Origin of the sequence: Rhizobium croatiense, from assembly GCF_019793465.1 — a bacterium.
Classification (GTDB): domain Bacteria; phylum Pseudomonadota; class Alphaproteobacteria; order Rhizobiales; family Rhizobiaceae; genus Rhizobium; species Rhizobium croatiense.
Window position 1 is genome coordinate 184,684 of the sequence record NZ_JAILYJ010000014.1, and the last position, 20,633, is coordinate 205,316.

The 20,633-nt window shown below is 62.0% G+C and carries 19 protein-coding genes and 1 pseudogene; 4 read left to right on the forward strand and 16 right to left on the reverse strand.

Features of this window, described 5'->3' with window-relative positions:
- Positions 1–2: 2 nt before the first annotated feature.
- From K6M89_RS22210 to K6M89_RS22230, 5 genes are all read right to left on the reverse strand, one after another.
- A complete protein-coding gene (locus K6M89_RS22210; RefSeq protein WP_097582313.1) occupies positions 3–749 on the reverse strand; it encodes a FadR/GntR family transcriptional regulator in 747 nt (248 codons plus the stop codon).
- Between the two features lie 94 nt (positions 750–843).
- On the reverse strand, positions 844–1,608 hold the full coding sequence (gene kduD, locus K6M89_RS22215; RefSeq protein WP_280953073.1) for a 2-dehydro-3-deoxy-D-gluconate 5-dehydrogenase KduD: 765 nt from the start codon (positions 1,606–1,608) through the stop codon (positions 844–846).
- On the reverse strand, positions 1,605–2,441 hold the full coding sequence (gene kduI / locus K6M89_RS22220) for a 5-dehydro-4-deoxy-D-glucuronate isomerase (RefSeq protein ID WP_222140989.1): 837 nt from the start codon (positions 2,439–2,441) through the stop codon (positions 1,605–1,607). The genes kduD and kduI overlap by 4 nt, the downstream gene beginning before the upstream one ends.
- Positions 2,442–3,032: 591 nt before the next feature.
- Positions 3,033–3,179, reverse strand: coding sequence for a DUF1127 domain-containing protein (locus K6M89_RS22225; RefSeq protein ID WP_010026285.1), 147 nt, complete (start codon positions 3,177–3,179; stop codon positions 3,033–3,035).
- A 185-nt stretch (positions 3,180–3,364) separates the two neighbouring features.
- A complete protein-coding gene (locus K6M89_RS22230; protein WP_222140990.1) occupies positions 3,365–4,345 on the reverse strand; it encodes a 3'-5' exonuclease in 981 nt (326 codons plus the stop codon).
- A 115-nt stretch (positions 4,346–4,460) separates the two neighbouring features.
- On the opposite strand from K6M89_RS22230, the gene K6M89_RS22235 reads away from it, so the two are divergent.
- Both K6M89_RS22235 and K6M89_RS22240 read left to right on the forward strand, forming a co-directional pair.
- Entirely contained in the window at positions 4,461–5,729 is a 1,269-nt protein-coding gene (locus K6M89_RS22235; protein WP_222140991.1) for a flavin monoamine oxidase family protein, read from the forward strand.
- Positions 5,730–5,954: 225 nt separating this feature from the next.
- Positions 5,955–6,986, forward strand: coding sequence for an aldo/keto reductase (locus K6M89_RS22240; RefSeq protein WP_222140992.1), 1,032 nt, complete (start codon positions 5,955–5,957; stop codon positions 6,984–6,986).
- A gap of 135 nt (positions 6,987–7,121) precedes the next feature.
- Here K6M89_RS22240 and K6M89_RS22245 read toward each other — a convergent pair whose 3' ends face one another.
- Entirely contained in the window at positions 7,122–8,906 is a 1,785-nt protein-coding gene (locus K6M89_RS22245) for a trimethylamine N-oxide permease (RefSeq protein WP_097582363.1), read from the reverse strand.
- Between the two features lie 248 nt (positions 8,907–9,154).
- Between K6M89_RS22245 and K6M89_RS22250 the strand changes: the two genes are divergently transcribed.
- Both K6M89_RS22250 and K6M89_RS22255 read left to right on the forward strand, forming a co-directional pair.
- On the forward strand, positions 9,155–11,524 hold the full coding sequence (locus tag K6M89_RS22250) for a trimethylamine N-oxide demethylase (RefSeq protein ID WP_222140993.1): 2,370 nt from the start codon (positions 9,155–9,157) through the stop codon (positions 11,522–11,524).
- Positions 11,525–11,988: 464 nt separating this feature from the next.
- Entirely contained in the window at positions 11,989–12,369 is a 381-nt protein-coding gene (locus K6M89_RS22255; RefSeq protein ID WP_222141009.1) for a DUF6481 family protein, read from the forward strand.
- Positions 12,370–12,407: 38 nt separating this feature from the next.
- On the opposite strand, the gene minE is transcribed toward K6M89_RS22255, so the two are convergent.
- The 10 genes and pseudogenes from minE to K6M89_RS22305 all read right to left on the reverse strand — a co-directional run.
- Positions 12,408–12,668, reverse strand: a complete 261-nt coding sequence (gene minE / locus K6M89_RS22260; RefSeq protein ID WP_097582326.1) for a cell division topological specificity factor MinE — start codon at positions 12,666–12,668, stop codon at positions 12,408–12,410.
- Positions 12,665–13,480, reverse strand: coding sequence for a septum site-determining protein MinD (gene minD, locus K6M89_RS22265; protein WP_097582328.1), 816 nt, complete (start codon positions 13,478–13,480; stop codon positions 12,665–12,667). The genes minE and minD overlap by 4 nt, the downstream gene beginning before the upstream one ends.
- A gap of 31 nt (positions 13,481–13,511) precedes the next feature.
- Entirely contained in the window at positions 13,512–14,237 is a 726-nt protein-coding gene (gene minC, locus K6M89_RS22270; protein ID WP_097582330.1) for a septum site-determining protein MinC, read from the reverse strand.
- Between the two features lie 210 nt (positions 14,238–14,447).
- Positions 14,448–15,020 carry a methyl-accepting chemotaxis protein gene (locus tag K6M89_RS22275; RefSeq protein WP_222140994.1) on the reverse strand — a complete coding sequence of 191 codons (573 nt, stop codon included), beginning with the start codon at positions 15,018–15,020 and terminating at the stop codon, positions 14,448–14,450.
- Positions 15,021–15,219: 199 nt separating this feature from the next.
- Positions 15,220–16,557 carry a trimethylamine monooxygenase gene (locus K6M89_RS22280; protein WP_222140995.1) on the reverse strand — a complete coding sequence of 446 codons (1,338 nt, stop codon included), beginning with the start codon at positions 16,555–16,557 and terminating at the stop codon, positions 15,220–15,222.
- Between the two features lie 50 nt (positions 16,558–16,607).
- Positions 16,608–17,648, reverse strand: coding sequence for a heme-dependent oxidative N-demethylase family protein (locus tag K6M89_RS22285; protein WP_222140996.1), 1,041 nt, complete (start codon positions 17,646–17,648; stop codon positions 16,608–16,610).
- Between the two features lie 24 nt (positions 17,649–17,672).
- On the reverse strand, positions 17,673–18,638 hold the full coding sequence (locus K6M89_RS22290) for a PDR/VanB family oxidoreductase (protein ID WP_222140997.1): 966 nt from the start codon (positions 18,636–18,638) through the stop codon (positions 17,673–17,675).
- The gene (locus K6M89_RS22295) at positions 18,635–19,240 is read right to left on the reverse strand and encodes a dimethylamine monooxygenase subunit DmmA family protein (RefSeq protein WP_222140998.1); all 606 of its coding nucleotides are present in this window, start codon (positions 19,238–19,240) and stop codon (positions 18,635–18,637) included. Before K6M89_RS22295 ends, K6M89_RS22290 begins: the two co-directional genes overlap by 4 nt.
- 11 nt (positions 19,241–19,251) lie before the next feature.
- Positions 19,252–20,385 (reverse strand): aminomethyl transferase family protein, encoded by a 1,134-nt coding sequence (locus tag K6M89_RS22300; protein ID WP_222140999.1) that lies wholly within the window; start codon positions 20,383–20,385, stop codon positions 19,252–19,254.
- A gap of 91 nt (positions 20,386–20,476) precedes the next feature.
- Positions 20,477–20,633, reverse strand: a pseudogene (locus K6M89_RS22305) (bifunctional methylenetetrahydrofolate dehydrogenase/methenyltetrahydrofolate cyclohydrolase); the annotation flags it as partial.

The following is a 20,633-nucleotide window of genomic DNA, read 5'->3' on the forward strand; positions in this document are numbered from 1 at the left end:
ATTCAGGATAAGTTGGTCGCGTCGCGCAGCTCTTCGAAACGCGCCGCACTCTTCGACAGGTGGCTGCGGATCGCGCGGCGCGCGGCCGCTTCGTTGCCATCGCGGATCGCCGCGAAGATGGCGTGGTGTTCCCTGCGCATGCGGGCAGCATGGCGCTTGCGCTCGAAGCTCGTCATCTTGTCGAGGCGCGCCCATTGGCGCGGCACCATAATGTCGCCGAACGTGTCGAAGAGGCGGCTGTAATAGGAATTCTGCGTCGCGACCAGGATCGACCTGTGGAAGGCGTAATCCTCCTGCGCGCCGTATCCGCCCTTCTCCAGCGCCTTGTCGAGGGCATCGAGGCGGTCCTGCATGCGCTCGACGTCCTCCGGCGTGCGCCGCAGCGCGGCAAGACCGGCGGCTTCGTATTCGACCCCGATGCGCAGCTCCAGCACACGCAGGACCTCGTCGATCGACTGCAGGTCGTTGGGGATGATCGAGAAGGATCGCGGGTTGGGATCGTTCGAAACGAAAGCCCCCAGGCCCTGATGCGTGGTGATCAGGCCTTTGGCGCGCAGGGTGGCGAGCGCCTCGCGCACGATCGTCCGGCTGACGCCGGTCGCCGCCATGATCGCCTGTTCGGTCGGCAGGCGCTGGCCGGGCTTCAGGTCGCCGGATTCGATCTGCGCCATCAGCGTATCGGCAAGGCCGCTGCGCAGGTTCGGCGGCTGGCGAATGGTGTTGAAGAGCGCGTTGTCCTTGTCCATCATCCCGATCGAAATCCTGCCTGTCGGCGCGGCTGCGCCGACCGCTGTCCCTTTGCTAACGCATGCCGGCGGGAAAGGCAAAAACGACCCGCGAGGATCACCGCGCCAGCCAGCCGCCATCGACCGGCAGCACCGTCCCATGCACATAGTCGGATGCCGACGATGCCAGGAAGACGGCCGCACCGCCGAGTTCATCAGGCTTCCCCCAGCGCCCGGCCGGAATGCGGGCGAGGATAGCGGCATTGCGATCCGGATCCTCGCGCAGCGCCGTCGTATTGTTGGTGACGAAGTAACCCGGCGCGATGGCATTGACGTTGACGCCCTTGCCGGCCCATTCGCAGGCAAGCAGCTTGGTCAGGCCGGCAAGCCCGCTTTTCGAGGCGGTATAGGAGGGGATGCGGATGCCGCCCTGGAAGGACAGCAGCGAGGCGATGTTGATGATCTTGCCCCTGCCCTTGTCGACCATGTGACGGCCGGCCGCCTGCGACAGGAAGAATGCCGTCTTCAGGTTGACGTCGATCACTGCGTCCCAGTCTTCCTCGGTAAAGTCGAGCGCATCGGCACGGCGGATGATGCCGGCATTGTTGACGAGGATGTCGAGGCCGCCGAAGGTCTGGATGGCCTCGGCGACGATCCCCTTGACCGGTTCGATCGTGCCGAGATCGGCCTTGATGACATGGAAGCGGCTGCCCGCTTCCTTCACCAATGCTTCGGTTTCGTCCATCGAGGAGCGCCCGACGGCGACGATCGAAGCGCCGGCCGCAGCTAGCGCGGCCGCGATGGCCTGGCCGATGCCGGTATTGGCGCCGGTGACGACGGCCGTCTTGCCGGAAAGATCGAAGGGATTGGCCACGGCGCTCACCTCAGATCCGCAATGGCGATGTGATCCATGTCGATGAAGCTCTTGTTGTCGCCGGCCATCGCCCAGATGAAGCTGTAATTCTTGGTGCCGGCGCCCGAATGGATCGACCAGGGCGGCGAGATGACCGCCTGCTCGTTGGCGACGAGCATATGCCGGGTCTGCTGCGGCTCGCCCATGAAGTGGAAAACGCGCTGCTCGGCTTCGAGATCGAAATAGAGATAGGCTTCCATGCGCCGGTCATGCGTGTGGGCCGGCATGGTGTTCCAGACGCTGCCCGGCTCGATCATGGTGAAGCCCAAAGTGAGCTGGCAGGAATGGCAGACCTCCGGGTGGATGAACTGGTAGATCGACCGCTTGTTGGCCGTCGCGCCTTCGCCCGGCGTCAGGTGGCGGGCCTTTTCGCGGGTGAGCAGCACGGTCGGATGCGTCTGATGGGCCGGCGTCGAGACCAGATAGAACTTGGCCGGATTGGCGGCATCCGCGCTCTCGAACCTGACGTCCCTGGCACCCTTGCCGGCATAGAGGCAATCATATTTGGCAAGATCGTAGCTGGTGCCGTCGACGATGATGCGGCCGGCGCCGCCGATGTTCAGCGCGCCGAGTTCACGCTCGGCAAGGAAGGTTTCCTGTCCGATCGCCGTCGGCGCCGTCAGCGTCAGCCCGGTGCCGAGCGGAGTGGCGCCGCCGATGACCATGCGGTCGTAATGGGAATAGGTCAGCCGGATCTCGCCGCCTTCGAAGATGGTTTCCACCAGAAAGTGACGCCGCAGCGTTTCGGTGTCGTAACCGCGCACGGCCTCGGGATGGGAGGCGTGCCTCACGTCGATCTGCATGTCAATTTTCCTTCAGCTTCATTGTCGTCAGGCGGTACCGCTATTGCGGAAAGCTGGTCATATCAGACGGTTTTCCGCTGCGGTGGTATCCGTCTGGTTACATAGTTGTACGACAAGTTCGGTGTCAACAGCTTTGTCGGCGCCTTGCCCGAGGAGAGGGAGGCGGCAAGAGCATTCGAGAGAGTTGAGAACAGACAGGAGAAATTGCCTGGGATTGACGACGACATCCCCATCGCAAGCGGCCGCTCTCGGCGCGGTCCGGTGGCCAAAACGAAAAAGCCTGCCGCGGGAGGAGGTGCGGCAGGCTTTTCGAAAAGAACCGAACGACAGCTGGGAGGAGGAGTGCTGCCGTTCCCGCAGGCGACCTTGGGAGGAGGATAGGCGCCTGCATATCGAAGGGATGCGGGAGGAGATGCATCGCTTCGATAGAAATAATCATACTTATTTTGTGCCCAGTTGATAGGCATTTCTTTGCAAGGCAGCCATGCATTATGCGAAATGCTCATGGCTGGCAGGCACCGCAAAAGCAAAGCGCCCGCTCGGGAGAAGCAGGCGCTGGGCAAGGCTCGAAGATGGTCGTCTGTCAGGCCGTTAGCGGCCGATGGCTGCACGGGCGATGTTGCGGATTTCGCCGCGGCCGATGCCGAGGTCGTCCAGTTCGCGCGTGGTCATACGGCCCAGTTCAGCGACCGTCTGACGGTACTTGCGCCAATTGTTGAAAGAGCGTGCTACGTTCATGATGATCCCCTTTCCGTGGGCTTTCGAAGCCTAGCTGCCAGTCCTTGGCGCTTCGTTCGCTTCGATGAGCCGTATATAATATGAGACGCGCGATTGTTGCAGCGCCAATGCATCACTGCACCTATGCGGTCTTTGCATGGGTCGTGCCAGGAAGGGTTTGCTCAGGATCCGAACCGCTTTCGCGGTCAGAGTTTGAAACGATCGAAGGCCGTCAGCCGCACGGTCGGCGGATCCGCCTCTCTCCATCGGTAGATTTCCGAGCGCAGATAGGAGAGTTCGTCACCGAGGTCATTTTCGCCGACTTCGATCCACCAGGATTTCAGGCGGCCGTCGCTTCCGTCAGACCAGCGATAGCCCCTCGCCTTCAGATGATCCTTCATTTCGAACGGGCTGTGTTCGGCGAAGATGCGGATGCGCGAGCGCTGGCTGGCCCGGTAGAGCTCGGCAAACGGGCTTTCACCTTCACCTGGCTGCCGGTCGAGGATTTCCAGGAGCGCGTGACAGTCGTCCACCGCGCGATGGCCCTCATGGAAATAACCGGCCTGGCCGACGAGATAACCGAGCTTGGTGCCCTCGAAGCCGCGCGCGCTCCAGTCGATTTCCGACACCGAACATGCCCAGGCCTTGCCGGTGAAGAGCGGCGAGAAGGCCTCGCAGAACGGCCGGTCGAAACCGGCATTGTGGGCGATGATCAGATCGGCCGGTTCGATCAGATCGCTGAGCGACCTGATGTCGATCACCTGTCCCTCGACCATCGAATCGGTGATCCCCGTCAGCCGGGTGACCTCGGGCGGGATCGGCCGCGACGGCTGCTGCAGGCCGCCATAGATGCCGACGATATCGCCGACCGTGCCGTCGTCGGCGAAGGTAAAGGCGACGGCGCCGATCTCGATGATCTCGTCGCTGCGATGGTTGAGGCCCGTCGTCTCCGTGTCGAGAACGACGCCGAGCCGCGAAAATTGCGGCCGTCTGACCGAGGCAATCGGCCGGGCCGTCAATTTCCTCAGGATGCGATAGTTGCCGCTCTCCTCGAGCGTGCGCGCCATATCTTCGTCGGAACGGCCGGCCGGCTCCAACGGCGGCCGGCGCGATGGAGCCCGCGCCTTGGCGACCGCCGGCGATGCCTTGGCAAACATGTCGAGTTGCGAATCTCTCTGCACGCTCATCGGACCTGTATGTCACGCAAACGCGGTTTAATCCACCGCGCGAGGCGCTATCCCCAGCCCTTGCCTTTTGTGGACATCAAAGTTTAGCTGGGCATGCGCAGCCAAAGGAGAAGACATGTCTGGTGACAACGGCAAGGGGGCCGACGAGGACGTCGTCATCATCGGCGCCGGTGCTGCCGGCATTGCTGCTGCCCGCCGCCTGCAGGCAATCCGTCCGGATCTTTCGATCCTTCTGTTGGAAGCCGGCGACCGTCTTGGCGGCCGGGCCTGGACGGTCGGGCTGCCGGGAGCGTCCGACATCGCGCTCGATCTCGGCTGCGGCTGGCTGCACGGGGCGCGGACCAATGCCTGGACGGCGATTGCCGAGGAGGTGGGACTGACGGTCGACCGCACGCCGGCGCCTTGGAACGGCGGGCGGCGGCTTCAGCGGGATGGCGTCGACATCCATGCTGCGCAGGAGGCGATCGGCGGCTATTTCGAGCGCCTCGACAGCCATGAAGGCGATGATACCGATCTGGCCGCGATGCTCGAACCCGGCAATGCCTGGAACGGCCAGATCCGGGCAATCGGCACCTACATCACCGGCGCCGAACTGGAACGGTCTTCGGTCGTCGACTACAACAGATATGACCCGGGCCTTGGCCCCGACTGGCGGGTGCGCCAGGGCTATGGAACCTTGATCTCGCTCTATGGCAGGCCGGTTCCGGCAAGGCTCGGCGTCGAGGTCAGGCGTATCGATCATCGCCATGCCGGCCGCATCGGCATCGAGACGAACCAAGGCGTGCTGAGCGCCCGCGCCGTGCTCGTGACCGTTTCGACGAATATGCTTGCCGCTGAAAAGATCGCCTTCGATCCGCCCTTGCCTGACAAAACCGAGGCGGCCGCCCGTTTGCCGCTCGGGCTTGCCGACAAACTCTTCCTCGGGCTCGCGCATCCGCAGGCGCTGCCGGCCGATACGCATATGCTCGGTTCCATCAGCCGCGGCGCCACCGGCACCTATCAGCTCCGGCCGTTGGGGGCTGGCGTCGTCGAAGCCTATTTTGCCGGCGACCTCGCCCATGATCTGGAACGGGAGGGCAGAGACGCCGCCTTCTCCTTCGCCTCTGATGAGCTGGCGGCGGAATTCGGCGCGGATATCCGCCGGGAATTGTCGGTGGCGGCGATCTCGGCCTGGGCCGCTGCACCCCATATTGGCGGCTCCTATTCCTATGCCGAGCCCGGCGCCTCGGATCTGCGCGGCGTCCTCGCCGCACCGCATGATGGGCGAATCTTCTTTGCCGGCGAAGCCTGCTCGCATTCGCGTTATTCGACGGCGCACGGTGCCTACGAGACCGGTATCGCCGCAGCCGATCTGATCGCCGGCTCGTTTTCGAGTAAAGCGTAACCGTCGCCGGCTGCGCGGCAGGCGGGAATATGTTTTCCCACTTGTGGCACGGGCGGGATTGGTTATGCTGCCCTCGCCCCTGCGCTGGATGAGCCCAGGGCGCCAGACGTCATCCGGCGGCAGAGGCCGCCTCAAGCTCGATATTGTCATTGGATTGCGGAAGCCCCGGCTTCTACCCCGGCGATTTTGCGCGTCGGCTGCGGGTATCCGCATGAGGAGGAATAAATGGATTATCGCAAGCTCGGTCCCAGCGGGGCCGTCGTCACCGCCTATTGCCTGGGTACCATGACCTTCGGCGCGGAGGCCGACGAGACGGCCTCGCACAAGCTGCTCGACGATTATTTCGCCTGGGGCGGCAATTTCATCGATACGGCGGATGTCTACAGCGCCGGCAAGTCGGAAGAGATCATCGGCCGCTGGCTGAAGGCGCGCCCGACCGAGGCCCGCCAGGCGATCGTCGCCACCAAGGGCCGGTTTCCGATGGGCAACGGACCCAATGATATCGGCCTGTCGCGCCGGCATCTCGGCCAGGCGCTCGACGATTCGCTGCGCCGCCTCGGCCTCGAACAGATCGATCTCTACCAGATGCATGCCTGGGACGCGCTGACGCCGATCGAAGAGACGCTGCGCTTCCTCGACGATGCGGTTTCATCAGGCAAGATCGGCTATTACGGCTTCTCCAACTATGTCGGCTGGCACATCGCCAAGGCGTCGGAGATCGCCAAGGCGCGCGGTTATACGCGGCCGGTGACGCTGCAGCCGCAATACAGCCTGCTCGCCCGCGACATCGAGCTCGAAATCGTCGCCGCCTGCCAGGATGCCGGCATGGGCCTCTTGCCGTGGTCGCCGCTCGGCGGCGGCTGGCTGACCGGCAAGTACAAGCGCGACGAGATGCCGACCGGCGCCACTCGCCTCGGCGAGAACCCCAACCGCGGCAGCGAATCCTATGCGCCGCGCAATGCCCAGGAACGCACCTGGGCGATCATCGGCGCTGTCGAGGAGATCGCCCGGGCGCGCGGCGTCAGCATGGCGCAGGTGGCGCTCGCCTGGACGGCGGCGCAGCCGGCCGTCACCTCGGTCATTCTCGGCGCTCGCACGCCCGAGCAGCTCGCCGACAATCTCAGCGCCATGAAGCTCGAGCTTTCCAAGGAAGAGATGGCCATGCTGAACGAGGTCAGCGCTCCCCAGCCTCAGGACTATCCCTATGGCAAGGGCGGCATCAATCAGCGCCATCGCAAGATCGAGGGCGGCCGCTGAGCCTTTCGGCCTCGTTTTTGCAGCGACACCGTCCGCTTCCTGCCGAAGCGGACGGATCATTCGCCGATGTCAGGGCCTCATCAATGCAAAAAGCCGCCATGTTTCCATGGCGACTCTTCGGCCTTGGGAGGCTATTCAGGCCGGGAGCTGGAAGAACCAGTTGGCAATCAGGACGATCGCGAGGCCCCCTGCGAGTGCGAGATAGGGCAGCATGCCGGCTTTTCTGACCCCGAGATCCTGGCCGATGAGGCCGAGATCCTCCATCGCGCCGGCCGGGAACTTGCCGCCGTCGCGTACATAGTGGCGATAGGCGAAGACCGGCAGGATCAGAGCGGCGAAGATGAAACCGACCCAGAGCGCGTTGGAGTAACCCCAGACCTTGGCGCCGGCGCCGAGGAAGAGCGCGTTGACGAAGGCGAGCACGGTGTTGAGGCCGATCAGCCAGCTCGGCGCCTTCCAGGGGCGTTCGATATGGCCGGAATCCACCCGGTGGATCCAGCCGGAATTGAGGTTCAGGAAGTTGAAGATGATGTAGCCGACATTCGAGACGGCGAGCACGAAGAAATAGCCGCCGACGTCCGATGCGATCGCCAGAAGGAAGAGATTGAAGGCGAAATCGGTCCACATCGCCCGTGTCGGGGCGCCATGCTCGTTGACGTGGTCGAGATATTTCGGCAGCCAGCCGTCCCTCGAACCCTGGTAGAGCGTGCGTGAGGAACCGGCCATCGCCGTCATGATGGCGAGGAAGAGCGCCAGGATCATCAATATGACGAGCAGCTGGGTGATGACCCGGCCGGCGCCGATCAGGCCGCCAAGCGCTTCGGCAACGCCCGTGCCGTCGACGATGCCGGGGGCCAGCATGCCGGCATGGCCTAGAACGCCCTGGAATGCGAAGGGCACCAGGAAGAAGAACAGGCAGCAGGCCAGGCCGGAATAGAAGATCGCCTTGAAGGTGTCGGTTTTCGGGTTCTTCAGTTCGCGAGTGTAGCAGACCGCCGTCTCGAAACCGTAGGTCGACCAGGCGGCGATGTAGAGACCGCCGAGAAACAGCGTCCAGCCGCCATTGCTCCAGCTGCCGTCGCTGGCGGCATAGGCCGCCGTTGGCGGCACGAGGCCGGTGACGTTTGCGGAAACGATCTGGCCGCTGACGATCGGATAGAGGCCGATGATGAGTAGCGGCACCAGCACGATGATAGCCAGCCACTTCTGCACGCTTGCCGTCTCGGAGATGCCGCGATGCTGGATCGCGAAGATGATCAGCATCAGGATGCCGCCGATAAAGAAGGTGGCATTGATATTGGCGGTAGCAAGAAAGGGGATGCTGAAACTTGCGAGCGACCAGTTGCGGATCGCCGGCGTCAAAGCGGCCACACCGTCGGTGCCGAGCAAGGCCTTGACGGCATCATCAGGCGTCGTGCCGGCATGGGCTGCGATATATTCGGCGACGCGGGGGCTGTCGGCCGTAACGGAAGCGGCATGCGCGGCGATCCAGTCGAGGACGATCTGCGAATCCGCCGCCGGAATCGGGAAGAATGCATTGAGGATATAACCGGCGGCGATGGCGCAGCCGAGCGACAGCACGGGCGACCAGGCAAACCAGTTGCACCAGACCGACAGGGGCGCGATGAACTTCGAATAGCGCAGCCAGGCGGTCGCGCCGTACACCGAGGCGCCGCCGGATTTGTTGGCGAACATGCCGGCAATCTCGGCATAGGTGAATGATTGCAGGAAACCCATCACCATCGAGATGATCCAGACGACGAAGGCGAGTTTGCCCGTCGTGCCTGCGATGCCGCCGATGGAGAATAGAACGAGCGGCGGCACGCCCGCGGCCACCCAGAATGCGCCCTTCCAGTCGAGCGCGCGTATAAGCTTACCTTCGGTGCCGGATGCAATTCCGGCCTCCACAACATCTGTCATCGGTGAATTCCCCATTCGATTGTTCCGGACGTATCTCTGTACGTCTCCCTGAACGTGTCTCCCTGACAGTCTCAAGCCCGCTCGAATGATTTTGGCGATCCGCGCTCCCGACGGATTCTCCGAGTCTGAACTCTTGATGCATAGTGAAGATATTTTCTTTTTAGTCAACATCCCTTTACTTTCGACAGGCATTTTGTAACCTGTCTGGGTGTGTGCCCAAGGGCATGCCGATCCTCCATGAGGGTAGAATGCGAGAACTTCATCCTGTCATGCCTGGCCTGCGAACGGTCGTTCCGAGCCTCGTCCACTATCCCGGTATTCCAGCTCTGCCAGAGGGCACTGAACGCTACCGGGCAAAGGGTGGCGGATCGGTCGTCGTGCGCGTCGAGGCGGGTGACCGCGTGAGCGTCATCGACAGCGAAGGCGGGCAGATCTGCGAACTCTCCTTCCTTGACGAAAAAGGTCGCTTCCAGGCAGCCGGTCTCGGAACGGCATTCAGCAATTCAGCGGATGGTTTGAAGACCATTCTTCAGGCCGAGGATGAGGGTGCTGCCCGCACGCGCGCGGCACTTCAGCGGCGCGGCGCCGATCTCGCAGCGGCCGGAGCGCTCCGCGTCTTCGGGGCGGGATCGAGCCCGGGCAGCCGGGCGGAGTTCACGATTGCCATGAAGGGTCTGCTGATCGTTACGGCACCCGCCGGCGCCATGTCGCCGGAAGCACAGGACACGGCTACGCCGATCGAGATCCGGATCAAGCGCAGCCTGCTGATCCGCGACTATGCCTCAGCCCTGCCCGAACCGGCAGCCGATCCGATCGAGGATATCCGCATCCGGGCGGCGAGCGCCGCCGCCTATTTCGTGCGCGCCGGCGAATTCATCCAGATCATCGACGTCTATGGGCGCCAGTGTACCGATTTCCAGGCCTTTGCCGCCCGCAAGGTCGATAAGGGCCTCGATCTCGCGCTCGATTCGACCGTCACCCGCACGCTGCTCGGTCGCAGCTATCCTACGCCCGGCCTGCCTTCCAAGGCTTTCGACCGCGACTTCGAGCCGCTGGTCGAGATCGTCCAGGATACGGTCGGCCGCCACGACGCTTTCGCGACCGCCTGCAATTCGCGCTATTACGACGACATGGGTTATCCCGGCCACGTCAACTGCACGGACAATTTCAACGCAGCGCTGGCGCCTTACGGCATTGCCGGGCGCAAAGGCTGGGAAGCGCTGAACTATTTCTACAACACCAATATCGACCACAACAACCAGCTCTATCTCGACGAACCCTGGTCGCGCCCCGGCGATTACGTGCTGATGCGCGCGCTGACCGATCTCGTCTGCGTCTCCTCGTCCTGCCCTGACGATATCGATGCGGCGAACGGCTGGGATCCGACGGATATTCACGTCCGCACCTTTTCCGGAAAAGAGAAATTCTCACGAGCGGTAGCCTATCGCATGACCCCAGACGCCGACGCAGAACTGACGCACGAAACAGCCTTCCATCCACGCCTTTCGGCGTTAACGCGAGATTATACGGAATATCGCGGCTATTGGCTGCCGAACCGCTTCTCGTCGGAGGGTCCGGTTGAGGAATACTGGGCCTGCCGCGAGCGCGCCGCCGTCATCGATCTTTCACCCCTGCGAAAATTCGAGGTGACAGGCCCGGACGCCGAGGAACTGCTGCAATACTGCCTGACGCGCGACGTACGAAAACTCTCGACCGGCCAGGTCGTCTATTCCGCCATGTGCTACGAAAATGGCGGCATGATCGACGACGGCACGCTCTTCAGGCTCGGCGACAAGAACTTCCGCTGGATCGGCGGCGATGATTTCAGCGGCATATGGCTGCGTCAGCAAGCCGAGAAGAAGGGTTTCAAGGCCTGGGTCCGCTCATCGACCGATCAGCTGCACAATATCGCCCTCCAAGGCCCCAGGAGCCGCGATATCCTGAAGGAGATCATCTGGACGGCGCCGCGCCAGCCCGCGATCGGCGAGCTCGAGTGGTTCCGCTTCAGCGTCGGCCGCATCGGCGGATTCGAGGGCGCCCCGGTCGTCATCTCGCGCACGGGCTATACCGGCGAGCTCGGCTACGAGATCTTCTGTCATCCGAAGGATGCGCTGACGGTGTTCGACGCCGTCTGGCAGGCAGGCCAACCGCACGGGCTGAAGCCGATGGGGCTGGAAGCGCTCGACATGGTCCGCATCGAGGCGGGCCTGATTTTCGCCCATCACGACTTCACCGACCAGACGGATCCGTTCGAGGCCGGTATCGGCTTCACCGTGCCGCTGAAATCCAAGCAGGACGATTTCATCGGCCGCGACGCGCTGATCCGGCGCAAGGAGCATCCGCGCCATCTGCTCGTCGGCCTCGATATCCAGGCCAACGAGGCCGTCGGCCATGGCGATTGCATCCATATCGGCCGGGCCCAGGTCGGCGTCGTGACCAGCGCCATGCGCTCGCCTATTCTCGGCAAGACGATCGCGCTCGCCCGTATCGACGTGACGCATGCAAGTCCCGGCACCGAGGTCGAAATCGGCAAGCTCGACGGCCACCAGAAACGCCTGCCGGCGACGGTCGTGCCGCTTTCGCATTACGACCCGCAGAAGACGCGGCCGCGCTCTTAAAGCGCATCGCAAGCTTTTAGATTCGTTTGCCACGCCTATGTTTTTGTTATTATGAATGTCGTGATCGTAAATCGCTGCACAGCTTTTCGCGACAGGCTTTAAAACGGGATGATTTCCGCCGGATCGGCACAACATCCGGAAACCAGTTCTGAATTGAAGAGTTGGAACAGGATAATGTCGTTCGAAAAGCGCTTACGCTTTTCGGCGTCATGCTCTAAGCAGCACATGGAACCTGGAACGGATAGACAGAGACACTCAGCAAGGCACGCAAGCAGGCGGCGCGAGGAATAGACCTCGAGGTTACGCCAAGCGCCTGAGGCCAAGGAGTTGCAGGATCGCTTGGCGGCAGCCACTGATCCTGCCGAGAAGCGAAAAAAGAATATCTGACGCTGGATCCGGATGATTTTACGCGTGGATTGGCCTGAAATCGTCCAGGTTTGATGTCAAACAATCAGGAATCAGATTTGAAAAACAGCAGAAACAACGAGCTTTCCGATCGTCGCAGCGCAGCTGCCGAAGCCAAGGCGGCTCTTCTCAGTGCCTATCGCAGCGCCAAGGAATCGGCCGAACCCACTCGGCTCGCAAAGCAGGCAGAGCGTCAGGCCATAGCGGCTGCCAGGGAAGAACGGCGCGCGGAGCGGGAACGGGTAAAGCTTGAGGAGCAGGCGCGGGCTCAAGCCGCGGAAGCAGAACGCCAGGCTGTTGCCGAGGCCGCGGCCCGAGCCGATGTCGACGCGCGCGAAGCGGCGGACAAAGACCGGATCGCTCGCGTGATTGCGGATGAAGCCGCCCGAAAGGCCGCGCGAGACCTGCGTTACGCCAATCGAAAAGCCAGAAAGTCGTAATTGCCGGCGCTGCCCGTCACAACAGGCAGCGCCGTCTTTCAAGCAGCCTGTACGGCTGCATTCAGCGGGATTTCCACGTCGATTTCCAGGGTCGAGACGAATTCGTTGCGGTCGATCGTCACCTGCACCTTGTCGTGGTCGAGTTGCACGTGCTTGGCGATCACTGCAAGGATTTCCTCGCGCAGCAGAGAGACCAGGTCCGAGCCCGTCGAAGAGCGCTCATGGGCGAGAAGTACCTGCAGGCGTTCGCGCGCGGCAGGGGCGGTTCTTTGCTTGTTGAAGAGACGGAAAATATTCATGCTGCCCTCCGTCCGAAGAGTTTGCCGAAGATATTCCGCTTTTCCTCAGGGATCGCCATCGGCAGTGTCTCGCCGGCGAGCCGGCGGGCGGCATCGAAATAAGCCATAGCAGCCGGGCTGCGGCTCTCGGCCAGCGTTACCGGCGCACCGATATTGGATGCGCGCAGCACGTCCATGCTTTCCGGCACAATGCCGAGGAGCGGGATCGAAAGGATCTCCAGGACGTCGTCGACCTTGAGCATGTCGCCGCGTTCGGCGCGGTTGGCGTCGTAGCGGGTGAGAAGCAGATGCTTTTCCATCCGCTCGCCGCGTTCGGCCTTGGCGGTCTTGGCGTCGAGCAGGCCGATGATGCGGTCGGAATCGCGCACCGACGAGACTTCCGGGTTGGTGACGACGACGGCAACGTCGGCATGGCGCATGGCAAGTGTCGCGCCGCGCTCGATCCCGGCAGGGCTGTCGCAGATGATCCAGTCGAAATAGCGCTTCAGGTCGTTGATGACGCGCTCGACGCCCTCGGCCGTCAGGTTGTCCTTGTCGCGAGTTTGGGAGGCCGGCAACAGGAACAGCGTCTCCAGCCGCTTGTCGCGGATCAGCGCCTGGGTAAGCTTCGCGTCGCCCTGGATGACGTTGATCAGGTCGTAGACGACCCTCCGCTCTGCGCCCATCACGAGGTCGAGATTGCGCAAGCCAACGTCGAAATCGACGACGACGACCTTTTCATTGCGTTGCGCCAGCGCCGCTCCCAAAGCGGCGGTCGAGGTCGTCTTTCCGACCCCGCCCTTGCCTGACGTGACGACGATCACTTTCCCCATTTCTCTCTCCTTTGCCGTGGCCGCAGCCGGGTCAGATCAGTTTTTCCGCCATGATCGCGTCCTCTTCGAGCCAGAGCTGAACAGCCTGTCCACGAAGATTGGGGGCCATGTCTTCCGCCATTTTGTAGATGCCGTCGATTGCGACGAGCTCAGCCTCGAGCTTGCGGCAAAAGATCCGCGCCGATGCGTTTCCGATGGAGCCCGCCATGGCCCGGCCGCGCAACGCGCCGTAGATATGGACGGAGCCGCCGGCGATCACCTCGGCGCCCGAGGCGACCGAGCCAACTATGGTGACGTCGCCTTCCGGGAAGATCACCGACTGCCCCGAGCGCACCGGTTCCCTGATGACGATCGATTGCGTTGTCGTTGCTGGGCGGGTCTCGGTCGCTGCCGGCTTGCCGACCGGATCGGCAGGTTCATTCGGCTGAACCTCGATGTCGGAGGCGGAGCGGCCGCCTTTCAGCGCCGGAGGCATGCCCGCGCCCAGAATCGACGGCCGGGCGCCCTCGATCCCCATAATGCTGACATTGCGCTTGGCAAGTTCGGCGATGAGGTCCTTCAGCTGCGGCCGGTCGATTTGCAGGTCCGTCAGATCGAGCACGACAGGCCGTCCGAGGAAGAAGCCGGCCGAACGGGCAGCCAGATCGTCCAGTCTGGTCAGCCAATCATCAATCGGCAGATCTGGGGACAGCATGACCGCCAGGAAAGAGCGGCCCTTGATGCGGATAGAGCGAGCGTCTGTTAGCACTTTGGTCATCTATGTGAAGAAATCGTTGACCATGTCTACCGCCGGTATGGTTAACAAAAGGTTAACGCGGCCTGAATATTACAAGCAACGGCAGGAGGTTTTTCGTGGACGGGATTATGGCAAGCGATTGGAATTGCAGCGCAATTATAAGATGTTCGGCACAGTTAACCGGACAGCTTTCATCGCGAGCCGCAAATTCAACCGTCGCTTGGGTAACGTTCAGCCTTGCGCCTTGCGTTGGGCGTCGGAAATGGCGCGTGCGGCCTCTTCCGAGGAGTTGGCGAGCGTGCGCATCTCGGCGGCAAGCACGGCAAAGCCTGACCCAGCCGTGCCGGCACGGGCCGCCTCGATGCCGGCATTGACGGCGAGCAGCTTCTGGTAGCGCAGCGATTGCAGGATCTCGTTGGTCTTCGAGGCGGTGACGCGCATGTCGGCGGTCTGTTCGTCGATTCGCTGATAGAGCGATTCGATATTGATGATGCTGCCCTCGAGATAGAGAAGTTCACCCTTCTCGTCCCAGATTCCGCCACCGGTCTCGGTCGCCCAAATGAGATGGTCCCTGGCGTGGCGGATGCGGTATTCCATCGTCCAGTCCGTCCGCCCCTCGAGCGCCCGCCCCACCACATCGTCCATCAAAGGCACGTCTTCCTCGTACCTGATCGAGGTGAAAGTCCGTGTCCTGTTGCCGATGATTTCGTCGGCGGGGTAACCGAAGATCCGCTCGATGCCGTTGGTCATCTCAAGCATCGTGTAGTTTTCGTCGGCGCGGCAGCGGTAAAGAAAACCGCTCATGCGCCCGAGAATGCTTGTTTGAAAATCGGTGAGGCCGAAAGGAGGAGTTGCGAATTGGATTACTCACTTCACTTTAAAGGTTGGAAGGAGCCGCAACGAACGGCTCTCTTCCTGCCATGCGGGGCCGTAGCACTTTGAATTGCCGCATGATTTATCCAGAAATCGATTCGGATCTCATAAATTATGCGGCATCCCGCCATCAGTTGCGCAGATATTCCTCCATGGAATCGTCGAGCGCCTCGACCCACGGCGTATGATGCTTCGGCGACATGTTGCCGGTCATGAGCGACCGGTAGGCATGATCGCGAAAGCCCATGATGTTGTGGGCCTTGTGATGTTCCCATTCCATGAAGGTCTGGTTGGTGCCTTCGATGTCGAAGGAGGGATAATCGGTCTCGGCGAGCAGTTCCTTCACGTAATCGCCCTGATACCAGATCATCTGCTCGGCATCTTCGAGCGTCTCCTCGCGCGCCCTCCACATGTCGAAATTCGCCTTCAGTTCCGCTTCCGGCGGCAGGGTGATGCGGCCCATCATCACGTCGCGCGCCCACCAGGCCTGAACGTCGAACATGTTGAAGGTATAGAACTGGTCCTGCATGCCGATATAGAAAAGCTGCGGGTTCTTGTCGAAGATCACCCCCTTGTAGAGGCTGTCGGCCCACAGGCGGTTGGCCGTCTTCAGCCGGAGATCGTCGGGCAGGAAGGGGAAATGGTGCTGGTATCCGGTGCACAGGATCAGGGCGTCGACCGCCTTGGTCGAGCCGTCGAGGAAATGCGCCGTGCGGTTTTCGAGCTTGGTCAGCAGCGGCCGCTCTTCAAAATTCTCCGGCCATTTGAAGCCCATCGGCTTCGAGCGATAGCTCGTCGTCACTGATTTCGCGCCGTATTTCCAGCATTGCGAACCGATATCTTCGGCCGAATAGCTGCGGCCGACGATCAGAATGTCCTTGCCCTTGAACTCGAGCGCATCGCGGAAATCATGAGCGTGCAGCACGCGGCCGTTGAAGGTCTTCACACCCTCGAAATAGGGCACATTAGGCGTCGAGAAGTGACCGGTGGCGACGACGACATAATCGAATTCCTCGTCATACATGCGGTCCTCGATGCGGTTATGCGCCGTCACCGTGAATTTCTTCGTTTGATCGTCGAAGCGAACCATGCGCACCGGCGTGCTGAAGCGCACCCAGTGGCGGACGTTCGCCTTCTCGACGCGGCCCTTGATATAATCCCAGAGCACGGCGCGCGGCGGATAGGAAGCGATCGGCTTGCCGAAATGCTCCTCGAAAGAATAATCGGCGAATTCGAGGCATTCCTTCGGGCCGTTCGACCAGAGGTAACGATACATGCTGCCGTGGACCGGCTCGCCATATTCGTCGAGCCCGGTGCGCCAGGTATAGTTCCAGAGCCCGCCCCAGTCCGACTGCTTTTCGAAGCAGACAATTTCGGGGATTTCGGCGCCCTTCTGGGCGGCCGATTGAAAGGCGCGCAGCTGCGCCAGCCCGGAAGGACCGGCGCCGATGACGGCTACTCTTGTCATGAAGCATTCCCCTCTTGATTATATCGTTTCATCGGGTGCATCGCTGCACCTCAGTCCGGATAGATGCCGGGGCTGGTCGGCGCCCCGTCGTCATATTTGGAAAGCCAGTCGATCGTCGTCTCGCGGAAGCGGGTGAGGCCTTTGTAGTCGATGAGCTCCGGCGGCAGCGTTTTCAGCACGCGCGGAAAGCGGCGCGCCCATTTCGGCACGGTGACGAGCTCTTCCATGTTCATCAGGTAGCAGCGGATGACGAAGAGGATGGCGTTGGAGCGCGGCAGGCGCCAGAGGCTTTGCAGCTCGACGCGCAGATGCACCTTCTGGCCGACATTGTCAGGCGTCACCGTCGTGCGATCCGGACCCCATTTGTGATAGTTCTCCGGGCTGGTGTCGAGCCGCGGATTGATCGTCATCGTCCAGTTGAAGCGCCGTGTCGGCTTGCCTTGCTGCAGGTTCAGCAGGAATTTCAGCGCCCTGTCGAAGACGCCGATCTGGTGGGCGAGCGGCACCGGCCCGTGCCATTCCATGAAGTTCATGCCGATATCGAAATCGAGCGACCAGTCGGCCTGCGTCGTCACCATGCCGGCATCCATCCAGAGATTGCCGTCGCGTTGATCGACGATGCAGAAGTCGCCCTGGGCCTGGCGGGTGATATATTCGAAGGGCTCATAGGGCAGCGTCGAGGCATCGCCAAAGGTGAAGCTGTCGTCGATGCCGAGCGGGCGGTTGATCCAGCGCCATTGGTCGCCGTTGCGGATCAGCGTGAAATGATCGGGGTACCCTGCCGCCTGCTGTTCCATCAACAGTTCGAGCGTGTCCCACTGCGCGCTCATCATATGCGGCAGCGCCTGGTAGCGCAGCGGATCTTCCTTCAGCACCAGCGCCCGGTCGTGCATCTCGGCGACATAATGCTCGTCGACGTCGATCAGGCTTTCGTAGACGGTTCCCGCCCGGCCGTGCACATGCGGCTCCATATTGACGGAATACATGTATTCGTCGCGGTCGAAGGGAAACGGGAAACGACGGATATTCCCCGGGCTGTTCCGGTAGCTGAAATCGTCCCGGAATGTTTCTTGCTTGAAGGCGATTGCCATGTCCGGTCTCCTTTTTCGATGCCGTCAGAGATCAAGATGCAGCGTGTTTCCCTCGAAGCGGGAAACACAGATCATCACCTTGCTGCCGGATGCCTTTTCTTCGCTTGTCAGATAGACGTCGTTGTGCAGCAGTTTGCCCTCGCAGACGGCGACCGCCGTTTCGCATTGACCGCAGGCGCCGCCGCGACAGAGGAAGGGGGCGTCGACGCCGGCCGCCTCGATCGCCTCCAGCATGCTTTCGTGATGGCCGACCTTCACCGTCTTGGCGGAACGTAGAAGCTCGATCGTGAAGGGCTTTCCGGGCAAAGAGGAAAGAAATCGTTCCGAATGCAGGTTCTGCTCCGGCCAGCCGGCATCGAGCCCCGCCTTGATCACGCCGTCGATCATGCCGGAGGGACCGCAGACATAAAGATGCGTCCCGAGCCGCTGGCAGTCGAGTAGGCGCGTCAGCGGGATGGCACTGCCTTCGGCGTCGCAATGGATCTTGATGCGATGCGGACCATAGCGCTCCAGGAGTTCCCGCCAGTAGGCGCCGCGGTCGCGCGTTCGGATAGCGTAATGCAGCTCGAAGGCGGCGCCTTCGCGGGAAAACTGCTCCATCATCGCAATGAAAGGGGTAATGCCGATGCCGCCGGCGATCAGAAGATGTTTGCGCCCGCGCCAGTCGGGCTGGAAGAGGTTGACGGGATAGCTGACCTTCAGTTCGTCACCTTCGTTGACCTTCTGATGCATGAAGGTGGAGCCGCCGCGTGAATCCTCTACATGCAGCACGCTGATTTCGTAGGCCGCGCAGTCGTGCGGGGGAGACATCAGCGAATAGGCGTTGCGGCGCATATGGCCGCCATCGTTCATCGAGACGATGATATGGGCGCCGCCGGAAAAATAGGGCATCGGCTCGCCATCGAGGCGCTCGAAGCGGAAACGCTTGACGCGCTCGGCGATCGGAGTGATCCGCACTACGCGCACGGGAATTTCGGTGCCGCCGCTCAAAGGAACAACTCCTCTGGCTCAGGCGCGCTGCCGGGTTCTTCCGCGTCGATGTTGACGCCCTGGAAGGCGGCGAGCCGCCGCGAATAGTGATCGCGGACGAGAAGCGTCAGCCCGCAATGGCTGCAGGCGAAGGGACTGATGGTGACGTCGTCTGTAATGCCCTTGCAATGGACGCATTGCACCCGCCTGGCCAGCGAGCCGCGATGCTCGGTGATGATGGAGGCGTGGTCCATGCCGTAGTCAAGCGCCATGAGCATCGCCTGGCCGATGAAGCCCTCCGTGCCGGAGATATAAAGCCGAGTGCCCATATGGGCCGTGGCGAGCGATCCCTTCAACCGGAACAGTAGCGTTGCGATCGTCGGCGCCGTGAAGAACATGTCGGCGCCGAGCCGGCGCAGGGACTCATCGAGGCCGGACCCTTGAGAACCGCGGGCGACATAGAGGATCTCGCTGCGGGAAAGAGCCGTTTCGTCAAGCGCTGGCTGCTGATCGAGGAGAGCCTTGGCGCCCTCCCCCTCGAGTGCGAAAATGTGCCGCTGGGCGCGCGGCTCGATGGTCAGGCCCTTGTAGACTGGTCGGCTCTTGATGCCTGCAACGAGCATTGGCGTGCTCCTTAACCTACGGCTGTCCTCTTCTTCTTTTCCGGATCGTCGAAGGGAAGCGTATGGGCGGTGGCGGCTGCCTTGACGATCTTGCCGCGGACTTCGAGTTTCGTCCCGTGCACCGCCTTGTCAACGTCGAGGCGGGCGATCGCCATGGATTTCTTCGTCAGTGAGGAATAGCTCGGGCAGGTGATGACTCCGACCTTTTTCCCGTCGGCAAAGACCTCGTCGCCGAGATCGGCCGGTCCGTCGGCGTCGATCAGCATGCCGAAGATCTTAAAGCGCTCCTTGCCCTTGAGGCGGGCATGTTCCTCGGCACCGCGGAAGCCCGTCTTGCCGGGGCTGACGGTGAAGTCGAGGCCGAGTTCCCAGAGGCTGTCGCCGGGCGGCTGGTCGGCGAAGGGATACATTTGCGAATTGTCGTAGGGATAGAAGAGCAGGTAACTTTCGACGCGCAGCATGTCGAGGACCGAGAAGCAGCAGGGGATGATGCCCAACTCCTTGCCGTCATCGACAATCCGGTCCCAAACCATGACGGCGTCCTGGCCGCGCACAAAAATCTCATAGCCGCGTTCGCCGGTATAGCCGGTGCGCGAGATCATCACGGGCGCGCCAAACAGCGTCGTCTGCATGTGGTGGAAATATTTGAGGTCGCGGATGCCAGGCACATATTTGGCGAGGTAATCGACCGCAAGCGGCCCCTGAAGCGACAGGTCATGCAGGTCGTCGTCGAAAAGCACCGCGCAATTGCGGCCCGCCGCTTGTTTGACGACTTCCTCGTGGCCGGAGCCGGAGCCATGCACCAGCATCCAGGAATTCGGGCCGGTGCGATAGACGATGCAATCGTCGGTGAAGTGGCCGCGGTCGTTCAGCATGGTCGCGTAGACCGAGCGGCCGGGATAGATCTTCGTCAGGTCGCGGGTGGTGATGTAGTCGAGTACGGCGATGGCGTGCGGGCCGACCAGATGCAGCTTCTTCAGCCCTGAGACATCCATGATGCCGGCTTTGGTGCGGACGGCGACATGCTCTTCCGACATGTCCTTCTCGTAGGTCCAGGCGGTTCCCATGCCGCTCCAGTCTTCGAGCTTCGATCCCAGAGCGCGATGCCGATCCGCCAAGGCGGAGAAACGCCATGATAGAGTCATTTCCGTTTCCTCTTATTTCCTCTACGGAATATTTGTTTCCTGACTATATAAATCTTTCGCGCCATGACAAGCCCGCCAGGCGGCATTCCACTCAAAACTTCGGCGGCACCTGCCCGGCGGTGCGGTGGGCTGCGATGACGGTGTTGGCCATCAGCATGGCGATGGTCATCGGCCCGACCCCGCCGGGAACCGGGGTGATGGTGCTGGCGACAGCAGAGACCTCGGCAAAGGCGACGTCGCCGACGAGC

Coding starts and splice junctions, on each gene's coding strand:
- K6M89_RS22210 (WP_097582313.1), bottom strand. CDS start 749: ATGATGGACAAGGACAACGCGCTCTTCAACACCATTCGCCAGCCGCCG.
- kduI (WP_222140989.1), bottom strand. CDS start 2,441: ATGCAGATCGACGTGAGGCACGCCTCCCATCCCGAGGCCGTGCGCGGT.
- K6M89_RS22225 (WP_010026285.1), bottom strand. CDS start 3,179: ATGAACGTAGCACGCTCTTTCAACAATTGGCGCAAGTACCGTCAGACG.
- K6M89_RS22230 (WP_222140990.1), bottom strand. CDS start 4,345: ATGAGCGTGCAGAGAGATTCGCAACTCGACATGTTTGCCAAGGCATCG.
- K6M89_RS22235 (WP_222140991.1), top strand. CDS start 4,461: ATGTCTGGTGACAACGGCAAGGGGGCCGACGAGGACGTCGTCATCATC.
- K6M89_RS22240 (WP_222140992.1), top strand. CDS start 5,955: ATGGATTATCGCAAGCTCGGTCCCAGCGGGGCCGTCGTCACCGCCTAT.
- K6M89_RS22245 (WP_097582363.1), bottom strand. CDS start 8,906: ATGACAGATGTTGTGGAGGCCGGAATTGCATCCGGCACCGAAGGTAAG.
- K6M89_RS22250 (WP_222140993.1), top strand. CDS start 9,155: ATGCGAGAACTTCATCCTGTCATGCCTGGCCTGCGAACGGTCGTTCCG.
- minE (WP_097582326.1), bottom strand. CDS start 12,668: ATGAATATTTTCCGTCTCTTCAACAAGCAAAGAACCGCCCCTGCCGCG.
- minD (WP_097582328.1), bottom strand. CDS start 13,480: ATGGGGAAAGTGATCGTCGTCACGTCAGGCAAGGGCGGGGTCGGAAAG.
- minC (WP_097582330.1), bottom strand. CDS start 14,237: ATGACCAAAGTGCTAACAGACGCTCGCTCTATCCGCATCAAGGGCCGC.
- K6M89_RS22275 (WP_222140994.1), bottom strand. CDS start 15,020: ATGAGCGGTTTTCTTTACCGCTGCCGCGCCGACGAAAACTACACGATG.
- K6M89_RS22280 (WP_222140995.1), bottom strand. CDS start 16,557: ATGACAAGAGTAGCCGTCATCGGCGCCGGTCCTTCCGGGCTGGCGCAG.
- K6M89_RS22285 (WP_222140996.1), bottom strand. CDS start 17,648: ATGGCAATCGCCTTCAAGCAAGAAACATTCCGGGACGATTTCAGCTAC.
- K6M89_RS22295 (WP_222140998.1), bottom strand. CDS start 19,240: ATGCTCGTTGCAGGCATCAAGAGCCGACCAGTCTACAAGGGCCTGACC.
- K6M89_RS22300 (WP_222140999.1), bottom strand. CDS start 20,385: ATGACTCTATCATGGCGTTTCTCCGCCTTGGCGGATCGGCATCGCGCT.